The sequence below is a fragment of the Tropicibacter sp. Alg240-R139 genome, assembly GCF_900537075.1.
GTDB lineage: Bacteria > Pseudomonadota > Alphaproteobacteria > Rhodobacterales > Rhodobacteraceae > Falsiruegeria.
The window spans coordinates 509,470-522,126 of sequence record NZ_UNRA01000002.1 but is presented as its reverse complement, the minus strand read 5'-3'; the positions used below and the strand labels follow the sequence as shown (position 1 = coordinate 522,126).

Genomic DNA, 12,657 nt, shown 5'->3' with positions numbered 1-12,657 from the left:
GGCGTCCCTAACCAAACAAGTCACTCTGGTTTTTGGGCATGGGCAACCCCAGATGCGCCCAGGCCCTTTGCGCCAGCATCCGACCACGCGGCGTCCGCTGGATAAGACCCTGCTGCAGCAGATAAGGCTCGATCACCTCTTCCAGTGAATCACGGCTTTCCGACAACGCTGCCGATAGGGTTTCGATCCCGACCGGACCGCCACCATAATTCTCGGCAATCAACTTCAGATATCGCCGATCTGCCCCGTCCAGGCCCAACTGGTCCACGCCCAACCGGGTCAGTGCCCCATCAGCCAATTCGCGCGAGATCCGCCCATCACCTTCGACCACAGCAAAATCCACAACGCGACGCAACAGGCGCCCGGCGATCCGGGGGGTGCCGCGCGCCCGACGCGCAATCTCGCGCGCACCTGCGTCGTCTGCGGGCGCGCCCAGTTTTCGAGCGTTACGGGTGACGATCTCGTGTAGCTCGTCCACCGTGTAGAATTGCAATCGCGTCGGGATGCCAAACCGGTCGCGCAGTGGCGTGGTCAGCAACCCCATCCGCGTTGTGGCCCCCACAAGCGTAAAGGGCTGCAGCTCGATCCGTACAGTACGCGCGGCGGGTCCTTCGCCGATCACCAGATCCAGCTCGAAATCCTCCATCGCGGGATAGAGCACCTCTTCTACGGCCGGGTTCAGGCGGTGGATTTCGTCGATAAACAGGACATCGCGGCTTTCCAGATTGGTCAGGATTGCCGCCAGATCGCCCGCCTTGGCCAGCACCGGTCCAGAGGTCATCCGAAAGTTCACACCCAATTCGCGCGCCACGATCTGCGCCAGTGTCGTCTTGCCCAGACCGGGGGGACCATGAAACAGCGTGTGGTCCATCGCCTCGCCACGCTGTTTTGCGGACTGGATGAACACGCGCAGATTGGCCCGCGCCTCGGCCTGACCGATGAATTCGCCCAATCCCTGCGGGCGCAGAGCGCGGTCATTGTCTTCGGGCAACGGCTCAGGCCGGATCGTGGGATCAGCGTCGATCATCTGTCACTCAGCCTTTCGGAGCCAGCAGTTTCAACGCCGCCCGGATCAGGTCTGCCTCGCGAGCTTCGGGGTTAGTTGCCGCCGCCTCTGCCACGGCTGAGGCGGCATCAGACGGGCTGTAGCCGAGGTTCGACAAGGCCGACAAAGCACCGGCAGCTGCAGCTGCAGCACCCGAAGGTGCCGCTGGTTTCTTGCGCGGTTTGGGTTTGGGTGCTGGGTCTGCTGCCTCGATGACCTCTAAATCGGGACCATCCATCGCTTCGGTCACGGTGCCGCCCATAGCCATGACGCCGGGGGCTTTGTCCTTGAGGTCCAGCACCACGCGCTGTGCGGTCTTCGGACCAACGCCTTTTGCGGCCTTGACCGACGCCCAATCGCCAAGCGCAATCGCGCGGCTCACGCCATCCGGCCCCAATGTGCCGAGAATGGCCAGCGAAACTTTGGCGCCAATTCCCTGCACCGAGCACAACAACCGGTGCCATTCTTTTTCAATCAGCGAGGTGAAGCCGTAAAGCTGCATCAGGTCCTCGCGCACCACCAGGTCGGTATAAAGCGAGACCGCCTCGCCCACCCCTGGCAAGGACGCCAACGTCCGGTCCGAGCAGTAAACGATGTAACCCACACCGCGCACGTCGATCAGGATGTGGTCGGCGGTCCGGTAATCCAGCCGCCCCGTCAGTTTTCCAATCATGCTCTTACCTCGCGCAGCCGGACATCGTTCTTGCCGCCATAATGCGCATGGCACATCGCAATAGCCAGAGCATCAGCGGCATCCGGGCCCGCCGGTTCGCACCCCGGCAATTGCAACTTGACCATGTACAGGACCTGCTGCTTGTCCGCGTGGCCCGCGCCCACGATGGTTTTCTTGACCTTATTTGGTGCGTATTCACCGATGGGAATGCCAGCTTGCGCCAGCGTCAAAAGCGCCACGCCCCGCGCCTGACCAAGCTTCAGTGTGCCAGCCCCGTCCTTGTTCACGAATGTCTGCTCTATCGCGGCTTCATCGGGCGTATAGCGGGCCACAACATCGGTCAGCTGTTCGTGCAGTGATAGCAATCGCTCTGCCAATTCACCGGTTCCTGATGTGCAATGCCCGTTTGCAATGTGGCTAAGACGGCTGCCATTTGATTCGATGACACCCCATCCCATCGTCCTTAGTCCAGGGTCGATGCCCAGAATTCTCATAAATCCGCCCATGCCCTGCTCGTTTTTGTAACGTTTCTCACAAACTAGCACGAAAGGGGAACACGTTCCAAGCGCTTTGCGATCACAGTCAAAAACGACGCCGCCTGTTCTGCGGGCGACTTTCGGTCTAAAAACGACATGCCGCGACGCAGAAAGCGACACTTTTGCGACACCCGATCACCCTTTATTTCATGACTGTTTCAAGGTTTCAGACCCTTGCAGAAATTGCATAGGACACATGCAAATTTCATCTCTTGTACGGGCCATTTCGCCGCCATAAGTGCGGCTCAGAACAAACACAGTGACTACTCACACAAACCAGAAGGAACATGGATATGGCTGCACTGGACACCACCCGCACCTATGGCTCGATCGGCCTCGTTGGCCGTATCGGCGCAACATTCGCATCCGCAGTGAACGCAATCGCTCTGTGGAACGACGCCCGCGTCACCCGCAACACCCTGTCGGAACTGACCGACCGCGAACTGGAAGACATCGGTCTGATCCGCGGCGACATCGATGGCGTTGCTGAAGGGGCGCACCGCTTCTGAGCCTTTCTTCCCCGCTTCCCCCTCGGGGATCAAAAGAAACGCCGCATGACTGGTTCATGCGGCGTTTTCTTTTGTCTCGGCGTCCGGCGTGTAACACCGACAATGGCCTAGGCTTTAACGTAGCACAGGGCCAATCTTGGACGCGATAAATTCAGATAGCGGATCAACAGCCATCAAGGCAGCCCCACCTTGCTCGACAACTGTTCCATCGTTCAGTCGGGCAAGCCGATCTTCGTAGGCGCCGGGACCAAGGTTGGCCAGCAGGAAACCTTTGAATACGAAGAAACCGAACGCAAACAGTGCGATCGCGCGCAGGGATACCCCAGGTCGCGAACGTCGGGGTTTCACCTCGATCAGCCCGTCCGAACGCAAGCGGTGTGTATACCCGCGTGACATGGCGTGATGTTTCCGCGTCAACTTTTCGACGCGACGATCAAATTGGAGATGGTCCTCGACCATGGCAGCCTCCGTCTCACTGGCCCCCACCGGTGATTAAGACAACCTACGGCTAAAATGTGTCCGAACCAAGACCCACGTCTAAAATGCCCCTAAAACTGGTCTAAATTGCGGCATTTCTTTGAATTGTGAGCGTAGTCCACTCACCAATCTCATCCCGATGGGCCAGATTGTTTCCGCTCTGCGCGTAAACCTTGACCACTTCGTCGGCCTGTTCGTTCAAAATACCCGAAAGAATCGCGTATCCGCCCGGGCGAAGATGTGCGGTCACATCCGGAGAAAGCGCCACCAGTGGCCCCTTCAGGATATTGGCAAAGACCAGATCATAGGGCGCATGCGCGGCCAGATCAGGGTGGTCAAAGCCCGCGGCCTCCAGGCATTTGACGGTACCTTCCATGCCATTGGCTTTCAAGTTGACCTCGGCCACGTCCACCGCAACCTCATCAATGTCGCTGGCCAGGATGTCGCCTGTCCAGACCCGCGCTGCCGCCATCGCCAGCACGGCCGTGCCGCAGCCGATGTCGGCCACTTTGGCGCCTTCGAACCCGGCGGAGATCAGTCGGTCCAACGCGCGCAAGCAACCCAGCGTAGTGCCGTGGTGGCCAGTGCCGAACGCCATCGCCGCCTCGATCAGCAGCGGAATACTGCCCTCGGGCACCTTGTCGGCGTCATGGCTGCCGTAGACAAAGAAGCGACCTGCTTCGACAGGGGCCAATTCACGGCGCACATGGGCGACCCAATCGGTTTCTGGCAGTTCCGAGATCACAAACGGCTTGGCCTCGAATGTTGCTGCCAGCAGGGCCAGCCCCGTCTCGTCGGGGGACTCAGTAAAATAGCCGCCGACCTCCCACAGGCCCGATCCGTCTTCGACCTCAAACACGCCGACACCAGTGGGTTCGGGGGTCAAACGTTCCATCGCCTCGCCCAGGGCTTCGGCGGGGGTTTTACCCGTCAATGTGGTCAGTGCGGTAAAGGTCGGCATCAGCGTCTCCTGAATCTATCCGCATGCGCGTAGGGCCGTGGCGGCGCAAGGTCAAGCTCGGATACTGTTGTACGGCCCAAGGACTGCACATAGAGCCACCCCCACCAGGCCGCCCCAATCCCCACCAAGGCAGTAACCAGCGCCTGCGCATAGATCACGCCCGGTGCACCAAACCATCCCGCCAAGACCCAAGCAAACGGCAGCGTCAGAAGCCCGTCCCTGATCCAGGACACGAGCGTGGCCCGACCCGGCTTGGCCAGCGCGTTGAAGGCCGCAGAGGCCACATAAAGCGCTGCAGCAAAGACAAAGCCACCCGCGCCAAGATAAACAAAATTCAACACAACCTCGATACCTGCTCCGGTGACAGCAAAGGCCTGAACGATCCAGGGACCAAGCAACGCGAGCAGCGACCAGGTGATGGCAGTGTAGATCAGGCCAAAGATCAGCGCATCGCGATAGGCTCGACACAGCCGGTCGTGCCGCTGCGCGCCAAAGTTCTGGCCAAAGATGCCGCCAATGGCACCCGACAACGAAAAGATCCCACCGAAAGCCACAACAGTCAGACGCCCCACCACAGCCCAGCCCGCCATCGCCTCGTCCCCGAAACCCGCCATCACAGCCGTCAGCAGATAGTTGCCCACAGGTGTGGCCATTTGAGCGGCAATGGCAGGTAGGGCAATGGCGAAATAAGGCCGTATCGTTTCGCGCATGCCTTGCAAACAAGGACGCGCCAGCAAATTATGCGTACCGATGGCAAAGCGCAGCGCCACCAGTAACATCACAACGCGCGAGATGTTGAGCCCCATGGCTGCCCCATCCAAGCCCCAGCCAAAGCCCACGATCATGATCGGGTCGATCACCATGGCCACCACGCCCGATGTCAGCGTGACCATCATCGACCGCATCCCGTCGCCTTCAGCGCGAAGCGTCCCGTTTGCGATCATTGACACTGCCATGATGCCTAAGCTCGGCACCGACATGGCCAGATAGCGCGCGGCAAGCGCGGCAGTCTCTCCAGTGGCCCCGGATAGCGCGATGATGTCGTGGCGAAAGATGAAAATGGCCGCGGCCACCGAAGTTTGGATCGTAAAGGCTATCATCGCTGCGCTGGTCGCGTTGCGGCGCGCCAGCGGGCGGTTGTCCTCGCCAATGCGGCGCGACACCAGCGCGGTCGAGGCGATCATGAGACCGATCCCGGCTGAGACCGAAAAATATTGGATTGCAAAGGCAAAGCCGATGGCGGCCATCAGCTTGGGGTCACCCATCTGCGAGATCCAGAACAGGTTGGCCGCATCCACCAGAAAGACAAAGGTGATCCCCATGGCCCCTGTCATGGTCATGCGCACCACATGCCCCATCGTGGACCCGGTCAGGAACCGCCCTTTATCTGCCATATGCGTTCATTCCGCCGGGGCCGATTGCGGGCGGGCAAAGATCGTTTCATGCCCTGGTTCTGGGTGTCGCGGGATCAGCAGCGATAGCGACAAAGACACCAGTGCCATACAGGCCGCCAGAGCAAAAACCGCCGCCGGGGACACGACCCACAACAGGCCAAGCAGAACCGGCAGGAACACCGCCGCAATGTGGTTGATGGTGAACGCCACCGCCGCCGTAGGGGCGATGTCTCCGGGATCGGCGATCTTCTGGAAATACGTCTTCAGCGCCATCGCCAGACCAAACAGGATGTGGTCGATCACGTAGAGGATGGCCCCGATCACGAAGCCCCAGCCGAACCAGTACAGGCCACCATAGGCCCCAAACACCAGCGCCAGGCCGATATATTCAAACATCAGCGTCCGGCGTTCGCCGAACTTGGCCACAGCCTTGCCCAGAAAAGGGGCGGCGAACATATTGATCACCAAGTTTATCAGATAAAGGCCGGTCAGCTCGTGAACCTCGAACCCAAACCGTTCAACCATCATGAAACCAGCAAAGACCATGAAGATCTGCCGCCGCGCGCCCGACATGAACTGCAGCGCGTAATACAGCCAATACCGCTTGCGCAGCACCATCTTCTTGACCTGCGGCGTGGGCGCTTCGAATTGCGGATAGGCGATCAGACAGAAAATCGCGATTGCTGCCGTCACTCCACCAGAGATCATGAAGACAATATTGTAGGTCAGGTTGAGCGTGTCCCACATCATCACGATCAGAATAAAGACAACCGTGGTCGATGCAGACCCCGCCGCCATCAACCACCCCAGCATCTGCGGCGCGCGCTCCTTTGGCAGCCATTGCAGCTGTAGCGATTGGTTCACCGTCTCGTAATAGTGAAACCCGATAGAGCTGAGCAAAGTCAGGAACAGCAGCCCCTGCAGGCTGGGAAACCACGCCGTGAACGCTGTGGCGACTCCAAGCATGAAAAGCGAGATCAGTCCAAGCACCTGCTCACGCATGTATATGATGATGGCGATGACACCAACGGCCAGAAACCCCGGTATCTCGCGCACGGTATGCAAAAGGCCAATGTCTGCACCGTCGAAATCCGCGACCTCGATAACAAAGTTGTTGAGCAGAGCATACCAGGCGTAGAACGCAATCGGCATCGCCATTGCAGTGACAAACAGCAAAGTAAAAGGCCGCCGCCAGAATGGGAGGTTGTGCGCCTCGGCAAGGGGGATCTGTTTCATCATGAGAGTTCTCTACGCCGATTGCCAAGCGCTGGCGAGCGCAAAGCGACTATCGCACAGTCGATCTGCGTCAGCGCGCAGAGTTTCCCTGGCAAGGTTGGGATGTGCCCTTACCAATGCACCTTTAGTCTCGCAGGTTCAAAGAAAGCTCTGCGGGTCGATATCGACGTTCAACCGTAGGTCGCCGGTCAGGCGCAAAGGCGCAATCCATCGCGCGATGGCCTCTTGAATGGGCGCGCCCTTGTCTGCCTTGACCAATAGCCGCACCCTGTGGCGCCCGCGAATGCGCGCGATGGGGGCCGGGGCAGGACCATAGACTTGCGCGCCGATCTGACGGAGGGGACCATCATTGCGCGCCATGGCGTTGCCCAAGTCAAAGACCGCCGCCACATCCGGACCAGACAGCACGATCCCGGCCATCCGTCCATATGGGGGCACACCTGCAGCCTGCCGCTCGGCAGCCTCGGCCGACCAAAACCCGTTTTCGTCTCCTGACAGGATGGCGCGGATCACCGGATGCTCGGGCTGGAACGTCTGCAACAGCGCCTGTCCCGGCTTCTCGGCCCGCCCCGCCCGACCAGCCACCTGCCGCATCAATTGAAACGTGCGCTCCGCTGCGCGCAGGTCTGAGCCTTGCAAGCCCAAATCGGCGTCGATGACCCCAACAAGCGTGAGGTTGGGAAAGTTGTGCCCTTTGGCGACAAGCTGCGTACCGATGATGATGTCAGCGTCGCCTTCGGCGATCTCTTCAATCTTGGCTTTAAGCGCGCGGGCCGAGCCGAACATGTCAGAACTGAGCGTGGCGATGTTAGCATCGGGAAAAGCCTCTAATGCTTCTTCCGCCAGTCGTTCGATTCCCGGCCCCACCGGGGCCAGTTTGCCCTCGACCTCGCACGAGGGACAGGCGTCGGGCATCGGTTTGGTTTCACCGCATTGGTGACACATCAGACGTTTGAGGAAGCGGTGCTCGACCATGCGGGCGTCGCAGTGGTCACAACCGATCTGCTGGCCACAGGCCCGGCAGAGCGTGACCGGCGCATAGCCGCGACGGTTGATGAACAAGAGTGACTGTTCACCTTTGGCGCGCCGGTCCTCGACCGCTTGGCGCAGAGTCGGCGAAATCCAGGTGCTGGCGGGCATCTTTTCTGCGCGCATATCGATGGCGCGCATGTCGGGCATGACGGATGCGCCGAACCGCGAGGTCAGCTCGATCTTGTCGTATTTGCCCGCATCAGCATTGGCCCAGCTTTCCAGCGAGGGCGTGGCGCTGGCCAGAACGACCCGCGCGCCGCAGATGGCCGAGCGCAGCACCGCCATGTCGCGGGCGTTGTAGGTCACGCCATCCTCTTGCTTGTAGGAGGTGTCGTGTTCTTCATCCACGATGATCAGACCCAGATGTCGGAACGGTAGAAAAAGCGAAGAGCGCGCGCCCACTACCAGTTGCGCATCACCCTGCCCGACCATGCGCCAGAGCCGGCGGCGCTCGGTTATGGTAACACCCGAGTGCCATTCGGCGGGTCGCGCGCCAAACCGAGCCTCGACCCGAGTCAAAAATTCGGCGGTCAGTGCAATCTCTGGCAGCAACACCAGCGCCTGTTTGCCCTGGCGTAGACATTCGGCGACGGCTTCGAGATAGACTTCGGTCTTGCCCGAACCGGTAACCCCTTTCAGGAGCGTCGTGCCGTATTTGCCGGATTGCAGCCCTGTGCGCAGGATTTCTGCGGCGTCGGCCTGATCTGCGCTCAGATCCTTGCTTGGCAGGTCCGGGTTCAGATGCGGATAGGGCAGATCGCGGGGGCTGTCCTCTTCTCGCACAACGCCCTGCTTGACCAAGCCCTTGACCACAGGTGAGGTCACGCCTGCCATATCCGCCAGTTCCTTGAGCGTGAACGAGAGGCCGCCGTATTCACGCAGCACCTCGAGCACACGGCGACGTGCGTCTGTCTGACGTTCAGGCTCGCCTTCGCCCAAGCGAAAGATCTTTCGCATGGATTGCGGATCACCCAACCCTGGCGCGCGGGTGGCAAGGCGCAGCATCGCAGACATCGGCGTCAGCGTGTAATCAGCGGCGCGGCCCAGAAAGCTGCGCATCTCGTCCCGCATCGGGGCCACATCAAGCACGCGGATAACCGAGCGAATCTTGGACCGATCAAAATCTCCCTGTCCTGGCCCCCAGACAACGCCCATCACTTTGCGCGGGCCAAGCGGAACCTCGACGAAAGCACCGCGAAAACACCCGCCTTCGGGTGCCTTGTAATCCAGAAGGCGATCAAGGGGTTGCGTGGTCAGGACAGCAACCAGATCACCTTGATCAAAAAATTCCGGATCGTGCACGCATCACCTTTCATGCCAGGGGGTTTCAGTGAGACACCTCATGAGGTAAAGGCATCCGGGACAGAGGCCAACCCATCAAAGGACTGCCCCCATGAAATTCTTCGTTGATACCGCCGAGATCGACGCCATTGCCGAGCTGAACGACCTGGGCATGGTGGACGGTGTGACCACCAACCCCTCGCTGATCAAGAAATCCGGTCGCGACATAATCGAGGTGACCAAGGAAATCTGCGATTTGGTTGATGGGCCGGTGTCGGCAGAAGTCACCGCGACAGATGCCGAGACGATGATTGCCGAAGGTCGCAAACTGGTCGAGATCGCCGAAAATATCGCTGTCAAAGTGCCGCTGACCTGGGACGGCCTGAAGGCTTGTAAGTCGCTGACCGACGACGGTCACATGGTCAACGTGACGCTCTGCTTCTCTGCCAACCAGGCGCTGCTGGCGGCCAAGGCAGGCGCGAGCTTTATCTCGCCCTTCATCGGTCGTCTGGATGACATCAATCTGGACGGTATGGAGATCATCGAGGACATCCGCACCATCTATGACAACTATGGGTTCGAGACCGAGATCCTGGCGGCTTCAATCCGCTCGGTGAACCACATCCTGGACAGCGCCCGCATCGGCGCCGACGTGATCACTGCCCCGCCTGCCGTGATCAAGGCGATGGTCAACCACCCGCTGACCGACAAGGGCCTGGACGCCTTCCTGGCGGATATCAAAGCCGCCGACATCAAGATCCTCTGATCTGGGGGGGCGGGGCACTCCCGCCCTCCGTTGCTTGATCAAAGATCGAGCGCCTTCGGTTGGGCCGGGCAGCGCGCCTGCGGCGCGCTGTGGTTGCGTCCAGCCGCCACCCGTTCGATCAAAACGCCGGCCGCGCCGCGCGCAGCGCGGCGCCGGGCCCAACGGGAGGGGCCAGATCTTTGATCTGGTGCCGACCGGCGGGAGCGCCCCCTTTCGCCGCACCGGTGGTAAACCGCGCACATGACTCGACAATTCGACAGGTTGGTTGATTTTTCCAACCGCAAAGCGCATTCCCATGCTATAAACCGGCCCAAAACATAAACGAGGCTAGAATGAGCAGCAGCCCGAAACTGGAAACCGCTTTGCGCGAGGCCATCATCGCCAAGCCCGATACTGTGCTTGATGACAAGGATCTAATGCATGCCCTTGTCGCCGCGAATGAGCGTGCCATGGGCGGCAATATCGTTGATCTGCGCGGCATCGCAATGGAGCGGCTTGAGGCGCGCCTGGACCGGCTGGAAGACACCCACCGCTCGGTCATCGCTGCGGCTTATGAAAATCTGGCCGGTACCAATCAGGTCCACCGCGCCATTTTGCGCATGATGGATCCCACAGACTTTGAAACCTTCCTCAAGGATCTGGGCGGAGAAGTTGCCGAAATCTTGCGCGTGGACGCGATCACCCTGGTTCTGGAATCGGTGCAAAACGACAATGACCCCGCGATCCATCGGCTGGGTGACGTTCTGAGCATCGCCGAACCCGGTTTCATCGAAGGCTACCTGACCAACGGCCGCAACACCGGAGCGCGCCAAGTCACACTGCGGCAACTGCAAAGCGCATCAACCCAAATCTACGGCCGCCAAGCCGATTGGGTCCGATCCGAGGCCTGCCTCAAGCTCGACTTTGGCAACGGCCGCCTGCCAGGCATGCTGGCAATGGGGGCCGAGGACCCGCATCAGTTCACCCCGCAACAGGGCACCGATCTGCTCTCGTTCTTTGCGGGCGTGTTTGAACGGTCCATGCGCCACTGGCTGTCATGAGCCTGATCTCTCCGGCCTGCCGCGATGCGCTCCAGTCTTGGCTGGGGGCACAGAAATCGCTGATGGGCCGATCTGAAAACACGATCATCGCCTATCAGGGCGACGTTACCGATTTCCTGTCCTTCATGACCCTGCATTATGGGGAATCGCAAGGCCTCAAACCGCTGGAAAGTATCACTGTCAGCGACATGCGATCCTGGATGGCGCATGTGCGCGGCGAGGGTGTTGGCGCCAGATCTCTGGCCCGCAAGCTGTCAGCCGTCAAAAGCTTTTACAAGTGGCTGGCCGAGCGCGAAGGGTTCGAACCCACTGCCGTTTTGTCCACCCGCGCCCCCAAGTTCCAACGCAAGCTTCCCCGGCCCTTGCCGCAAGATGCAGCCAAAGCAATGATCGAAGCGGTTGAATTTCAATCCATGTCGGATTGGGTCGCAGCGCGCGATGTGGCGGTGGTCACGCTGCTCTATGGCTGTGGTCTGCGCATTTCCGAGGCGTTGTCGCTGCAGGGCAAGGATGCGCCCCTGCCCAGAAGCCTGCGTATCTTTGGCAAGGGCAACAAGGAACGCATGGTGCCGGTGATCGACGCCGCGCGCGACGCGGTCGATACCTATTTGCGCTTTTGCCCGCACGCAAAGGACCCGGACGCCCCGCTATTCAGGGGGGTACGCGGTGGGCCGTTGTCCCCGCGCGCCATTCAGAGCGCCATGGCCAAGGCTCGGATGCAATTGGGTCTGCCCGCAACCGCGACACCTCACGCCATGCGCCACAGCTTTGCCACACACCTGTTGGAAGCAGGCGGTGATCTCCGCGCAATCCAGGAACTTTTGGGCCATGCCTCTCTGTCCACCACCCAGACTTACACTGCCGTGGACACCGCCCATCTTATGGAAATTTACAACCGCACCCATCCAAAAGCATGAGGTCAATTCACCGCGTCAGGGATTCCTTTCCTTACCAATTTTCCCTCGGACCAATCGTTTGCAGTCCGACGCGTTTTCCGTCATGACAGACAAATGACACCTCGGATCCAAGCTCTCCTCGTCCATCTTTTGACAGCGACCGGCGCTGTTTTTGCGATGCTGGCCATGTTGGCCGCCGTTGATGCCAAATGGGACCTTATGTTTCTTTGGCTGGTGGTGGCGTTTTTCGTCGATGGTATAGACGGGCCGCTCGCCCGAAAATACGATGTCAAAACCAATGCACCCGAATTTGATGGCGTTCTGCTCGATCTGATCATCGACTATTTGACATATGTCTTCATCCCTGCCTTTGCCCTGTTCAAATCCGGGCTTATGGATGGGTGGACCGGTTGGGTCGCGATCATTGTCATCACCTTTGCCAGCGCGATGTATTTCGCCGATACGCGGATGAAAACTAAGGACAATTCATTTTCAGGTTTCCCCGGTTGCTGGAACATGTTGATTCTGGTGATCTTTGCACTGGAACCCAACTTCTGGGTCAGCCTTGGCTTGGTCACCGTTCTAGCCATCGCCATGTTCCTGCCGCTCAAGTTCATTCACCCGGTGCGCACCGAACGCTGGCGCCCGCTGAGCCTGTCGATGGCGCTGGCGTGGACATTCTTTGCCGGATGGGCTGCTTGGGTCGATTTTCACCCCGAAAGCTGGGCGCATTGGGGTCTGATTGTCACCAGTTCTTATCTGTTGGTGGCAGGTATTGCGCAGCAGTTGATCCCTGAGCGCAACGCCTGAG

13 protein-coding genes are annotated in these 12,657 nt (G+C 59.8%); 5 read left to right on the top strand and 8 right to left on the bottom strand.

The genetic code is table 11. The annotated features are described in order from the left end of the window. Positions 1-7: 7 nt before the first annotated feature. Genes ruvB through ruvC form a run of 3 tightly spaced genes read right to left on the bottom strand, consistent with a single transcriptional unit; the run spans position 8 to position 2,212 of the window. A complete protein-coding gene (gene ruvB / locus G6R15_RS10125; protein ID WP_164659738.1) occupies positions 8-1,027 on the bottom strand; it encodes a Holliday junction branch migration DNA helicase RuvB in 1,020 nt (339 codons plus the stop codon). A gap of 7 nt (positions 1,028-1,034) precedes the next feature. After that, complete coding sequence (gene ruvA, locus G6R15_RS10120; protein ID WP_164659737.1) at positions 1,035-1,718, bottom strand: Holliday junction branch migration protein RuvA; 684 nt, start codon at positions 1,716-1,718, stop codon at positions 1,035-1,037. Continuing rightward, a complete protein-coding gene (gene ruvC / locus G6R15_RS10115; RefSeq protein WP_164660270.1) occupies positions 1,715-2,212 on the bottom strand; it encodes a crossover junction endodeoxyribonuclease RuvC in 498 nt (165 codons plus the stop codon). Before ruvC ends, ruvA begins: the two co-directional genes overlap by 4 nt. Before the next feature lie 335 nt (positions 2,213-2,547). On the opposite strand from ruvC, the gene G6R15_RS10110 reads away from it, so the two are divergent. Further along, positions 2,548-2,763: a DUF1127 domain-containing protein gene (locus tag G6R15_RS10110; RefSeq protein WP_164659736.1), complete on the top strand. Its 216-nt coding sequence runs from the start codon at positions 2,548-2,550 to the stop codon at positions 2,761-2,763. 114 nt (positions 2,764-2,877) lie between these two features. Here G6R15_RS10110 and G6R15_RS10105 read toward each other — a convergent pair whose 3' ends face one another. The 5 genes from G6R15_RS10105 to G6R15_RS10085 all read right to left on the bottom strand — a co-directional run bounded on the left by G6R15_RS10105 (position 2,878) and on the right by G6R15_RS10085 (position 9,165). After that, on the bottom strand, positions 2,878-3,222 hold the full coding sequence (locus tag G6R15_RS10105) for a hypothetical protein (protein WP_164659735.1): 345 nt from the start codon (positions 3,220-3,222) through the stop codon (positions 2,878-2,880). Positions 3,223-3,322: 100 nt separating this feature from the next. Continuing rightward, a complete protein-coding gene (locus G6R15_RS10100) occupies positions 3,323-4,201 on the bottom strand; it encodes a 50S ribosomal protein L11 methyltransferase (protein WP_164659734.1) in 879 nt (292 codons plus the stop codon). Continuing rightward, positions 4,201-5,595: an MATE family efflux transporter gene (locus tag G6R15_RS10095; protein ID WP_240336726.1), complete on the bottom strand. Its 1,395-nt coding sequence runs from the start codon at positions 5,593-5,595 to the stop codon at positions 4,201-4,203. Before G6R15_RS10095 ends, G6R15_RS10100 begins: the two co-directional genes overlap by 1 nt. Positions 5,596-5,601: 6 nt before the next feature. After that, complete coding sequence (locus G6R15_RS10090) at positions 5,602-6,834, bottom strand: MFS transporter (protein ID WP_164659733.1); 1,233 nt, start codon at positions 6,832-6,834, stop codon at positions 5,602-5,604. A gap of 135 nt (positions 6,835-6,969) precedes the next feature. After that, positions 6,970-9,165 carry a primosomal protein N' gene (locus G6R15_RS10085; protein WP_164659732.1) on the bottom strand — a complete coding sequence of 732 codons (2,196 nt, stop codon included), beginning with the start codon at positions 9,163-9,165 and terminating at the stop codon, positions 6,970-6,972. A 91-nt stretch (positions 9,166-9,256) separates the two neighbouring features. On the opposite strand from G6R15_RS10085, the gene fsa reads away from it, so the two are divergent. From fsa to G6R15_RS10065, 4 genes are all read left to right on the top strand, one after another. Beyond that, positions 9,257-9,910: a fructose-6-phosphate aldolase gene (gene fsa / locus G6R15_RS10080; protein WP_164659731.1), complete on the top strand. Its 654-nt coding sequence runs from the start codon at positions 9,257-9,259 to the stop codon at positions 9,908-9,910. A 332-nt stretch (positions 9,911-10,242) separates the two neighbouring features. Beyond that, entirely contained in the window at positions 10,243-10,950 is a 708-nt protein-coding gene (locus tag G6R15_RS10075) for a DUF484 family protein (RefSeq protein WP_164659730.1), read from the top strand. Then, the gene (locus G6R15_RS10070; RefSeq protein ID WP_164659729.1) at positions 10,947-11,867 is read left to right on the top strand and encodes a tyrosine recombinase XerC; all 921 of its coding nucleotides are present in this window, start codon (positions 10,947-10,949) and stop codon (positions 11,865-11,867) included. Before G6R15_RS10075 ends, G6R15_RS10070 begins: the two co-directional genes overlap by 4 nt. 93 nt (positions 11,868-11,960) lie before the next feature. Beyond that, entirely contained in the window at positions 11,961-12,656 is a 696-nt protein-coding gene (locus tag G6R15_RS10065) for a phosphatidylcholine/phosphatidylserine synthase (protein ID WP_164659728.1), read from the top strand. Position 12,657: the final 1 nt, after the last annotated feature.

What these genes read in the sequence shown, in the direction of transcription:
- G6R15_RS10090 (WP_164659733.1), bottom strand. Translation starts at nt 6,834, where the DNA reads ATGATGAAACAGATCCCCCTTGCCGAGGCGCACAACCTCCCATTCTGG.
- G6R15_RS10065 (WP_164659728.1), top strand. Translation starts at nt 11,961, where the DNA reads ATGACACCTCGGATCCAAGCTCTCCTCGTCCATCTTTTGACAGCGACC.
- ruvC (WP_164660270.1), bottom strand. Translation starts at nt 2,212, where the DNA reads ATGAGAATTCTGGGCATCGACCCTGGACTAAGGACGATGGGATGGGGT.
- ruvA (WP_164659737.1), bottom strand. Translation starts at nt 1,718, where the DNA reads ATGATTGGAAAACTGACGGGGCGGCTGGATTACCGGACCGCCGACCAC.
- G6R15_RS10100 (WP_164659734.1), bottom strand. Translation starts at nt 4,201, where the DNA reads ATGCCGACCTTTACCGCACTGACCACATTGACGGGTAAAACCCCCGCC.
- fsa (WP_164659731.1), top strand. Translation starts at nt 9,257, where the DNA reads ATGAAATTCTTCGTTGATACCGCCGAGATCGACGCCATTGCCGAGCTG.
- G6R15_RS10070 (WP_164659729.1), top strand. Translation starts at nt 10,947, where the DNA reads ATGAGCCTGATCTCTCCGGCCTGCCGCGATGCGCTCCAGTCTTGGCTG.
- G6R15_RS10105 (WP_164659735.1), bottom strand. Translation starts at nt 3,222, where the DNA reads ATGGTCGAGGACCATCTCCAATTTGATCGTCGCGTCGAAAAGTTGACG.
- G6R15_RS10075 (WP_164659730.1), top strand. Translation starts at nt 10,243, where the DNA reads ATGAGCAGCAGCCCGAAACTGGAAACCGCTTTGCGCGAGGCCATCATC.
- G6R15_RS10110 (WP_164659736.1), top strand. Translation starts at nt 2,548, where the DNA reads ATGGCTGCACTGGACACCACCCGCACCTATGGCTCGATCGGCCTCGTT.
- G6R15_RS10095 (WP_240336726.1), bottom strand. Translation starts at nt 5,595, where the DNA reads ATGGCAGATAAAGGGCGGTTCCTGACCGGGTCCACGATGGGGCATGTG.
- ruvB (WP_164659738.1), bottom strand. Translation starts at nt 1,027, where the DNA reads ATGATCGACGCTGATCCCACGATCCGGCCTGAGCCGTTGCCCGAAGAC.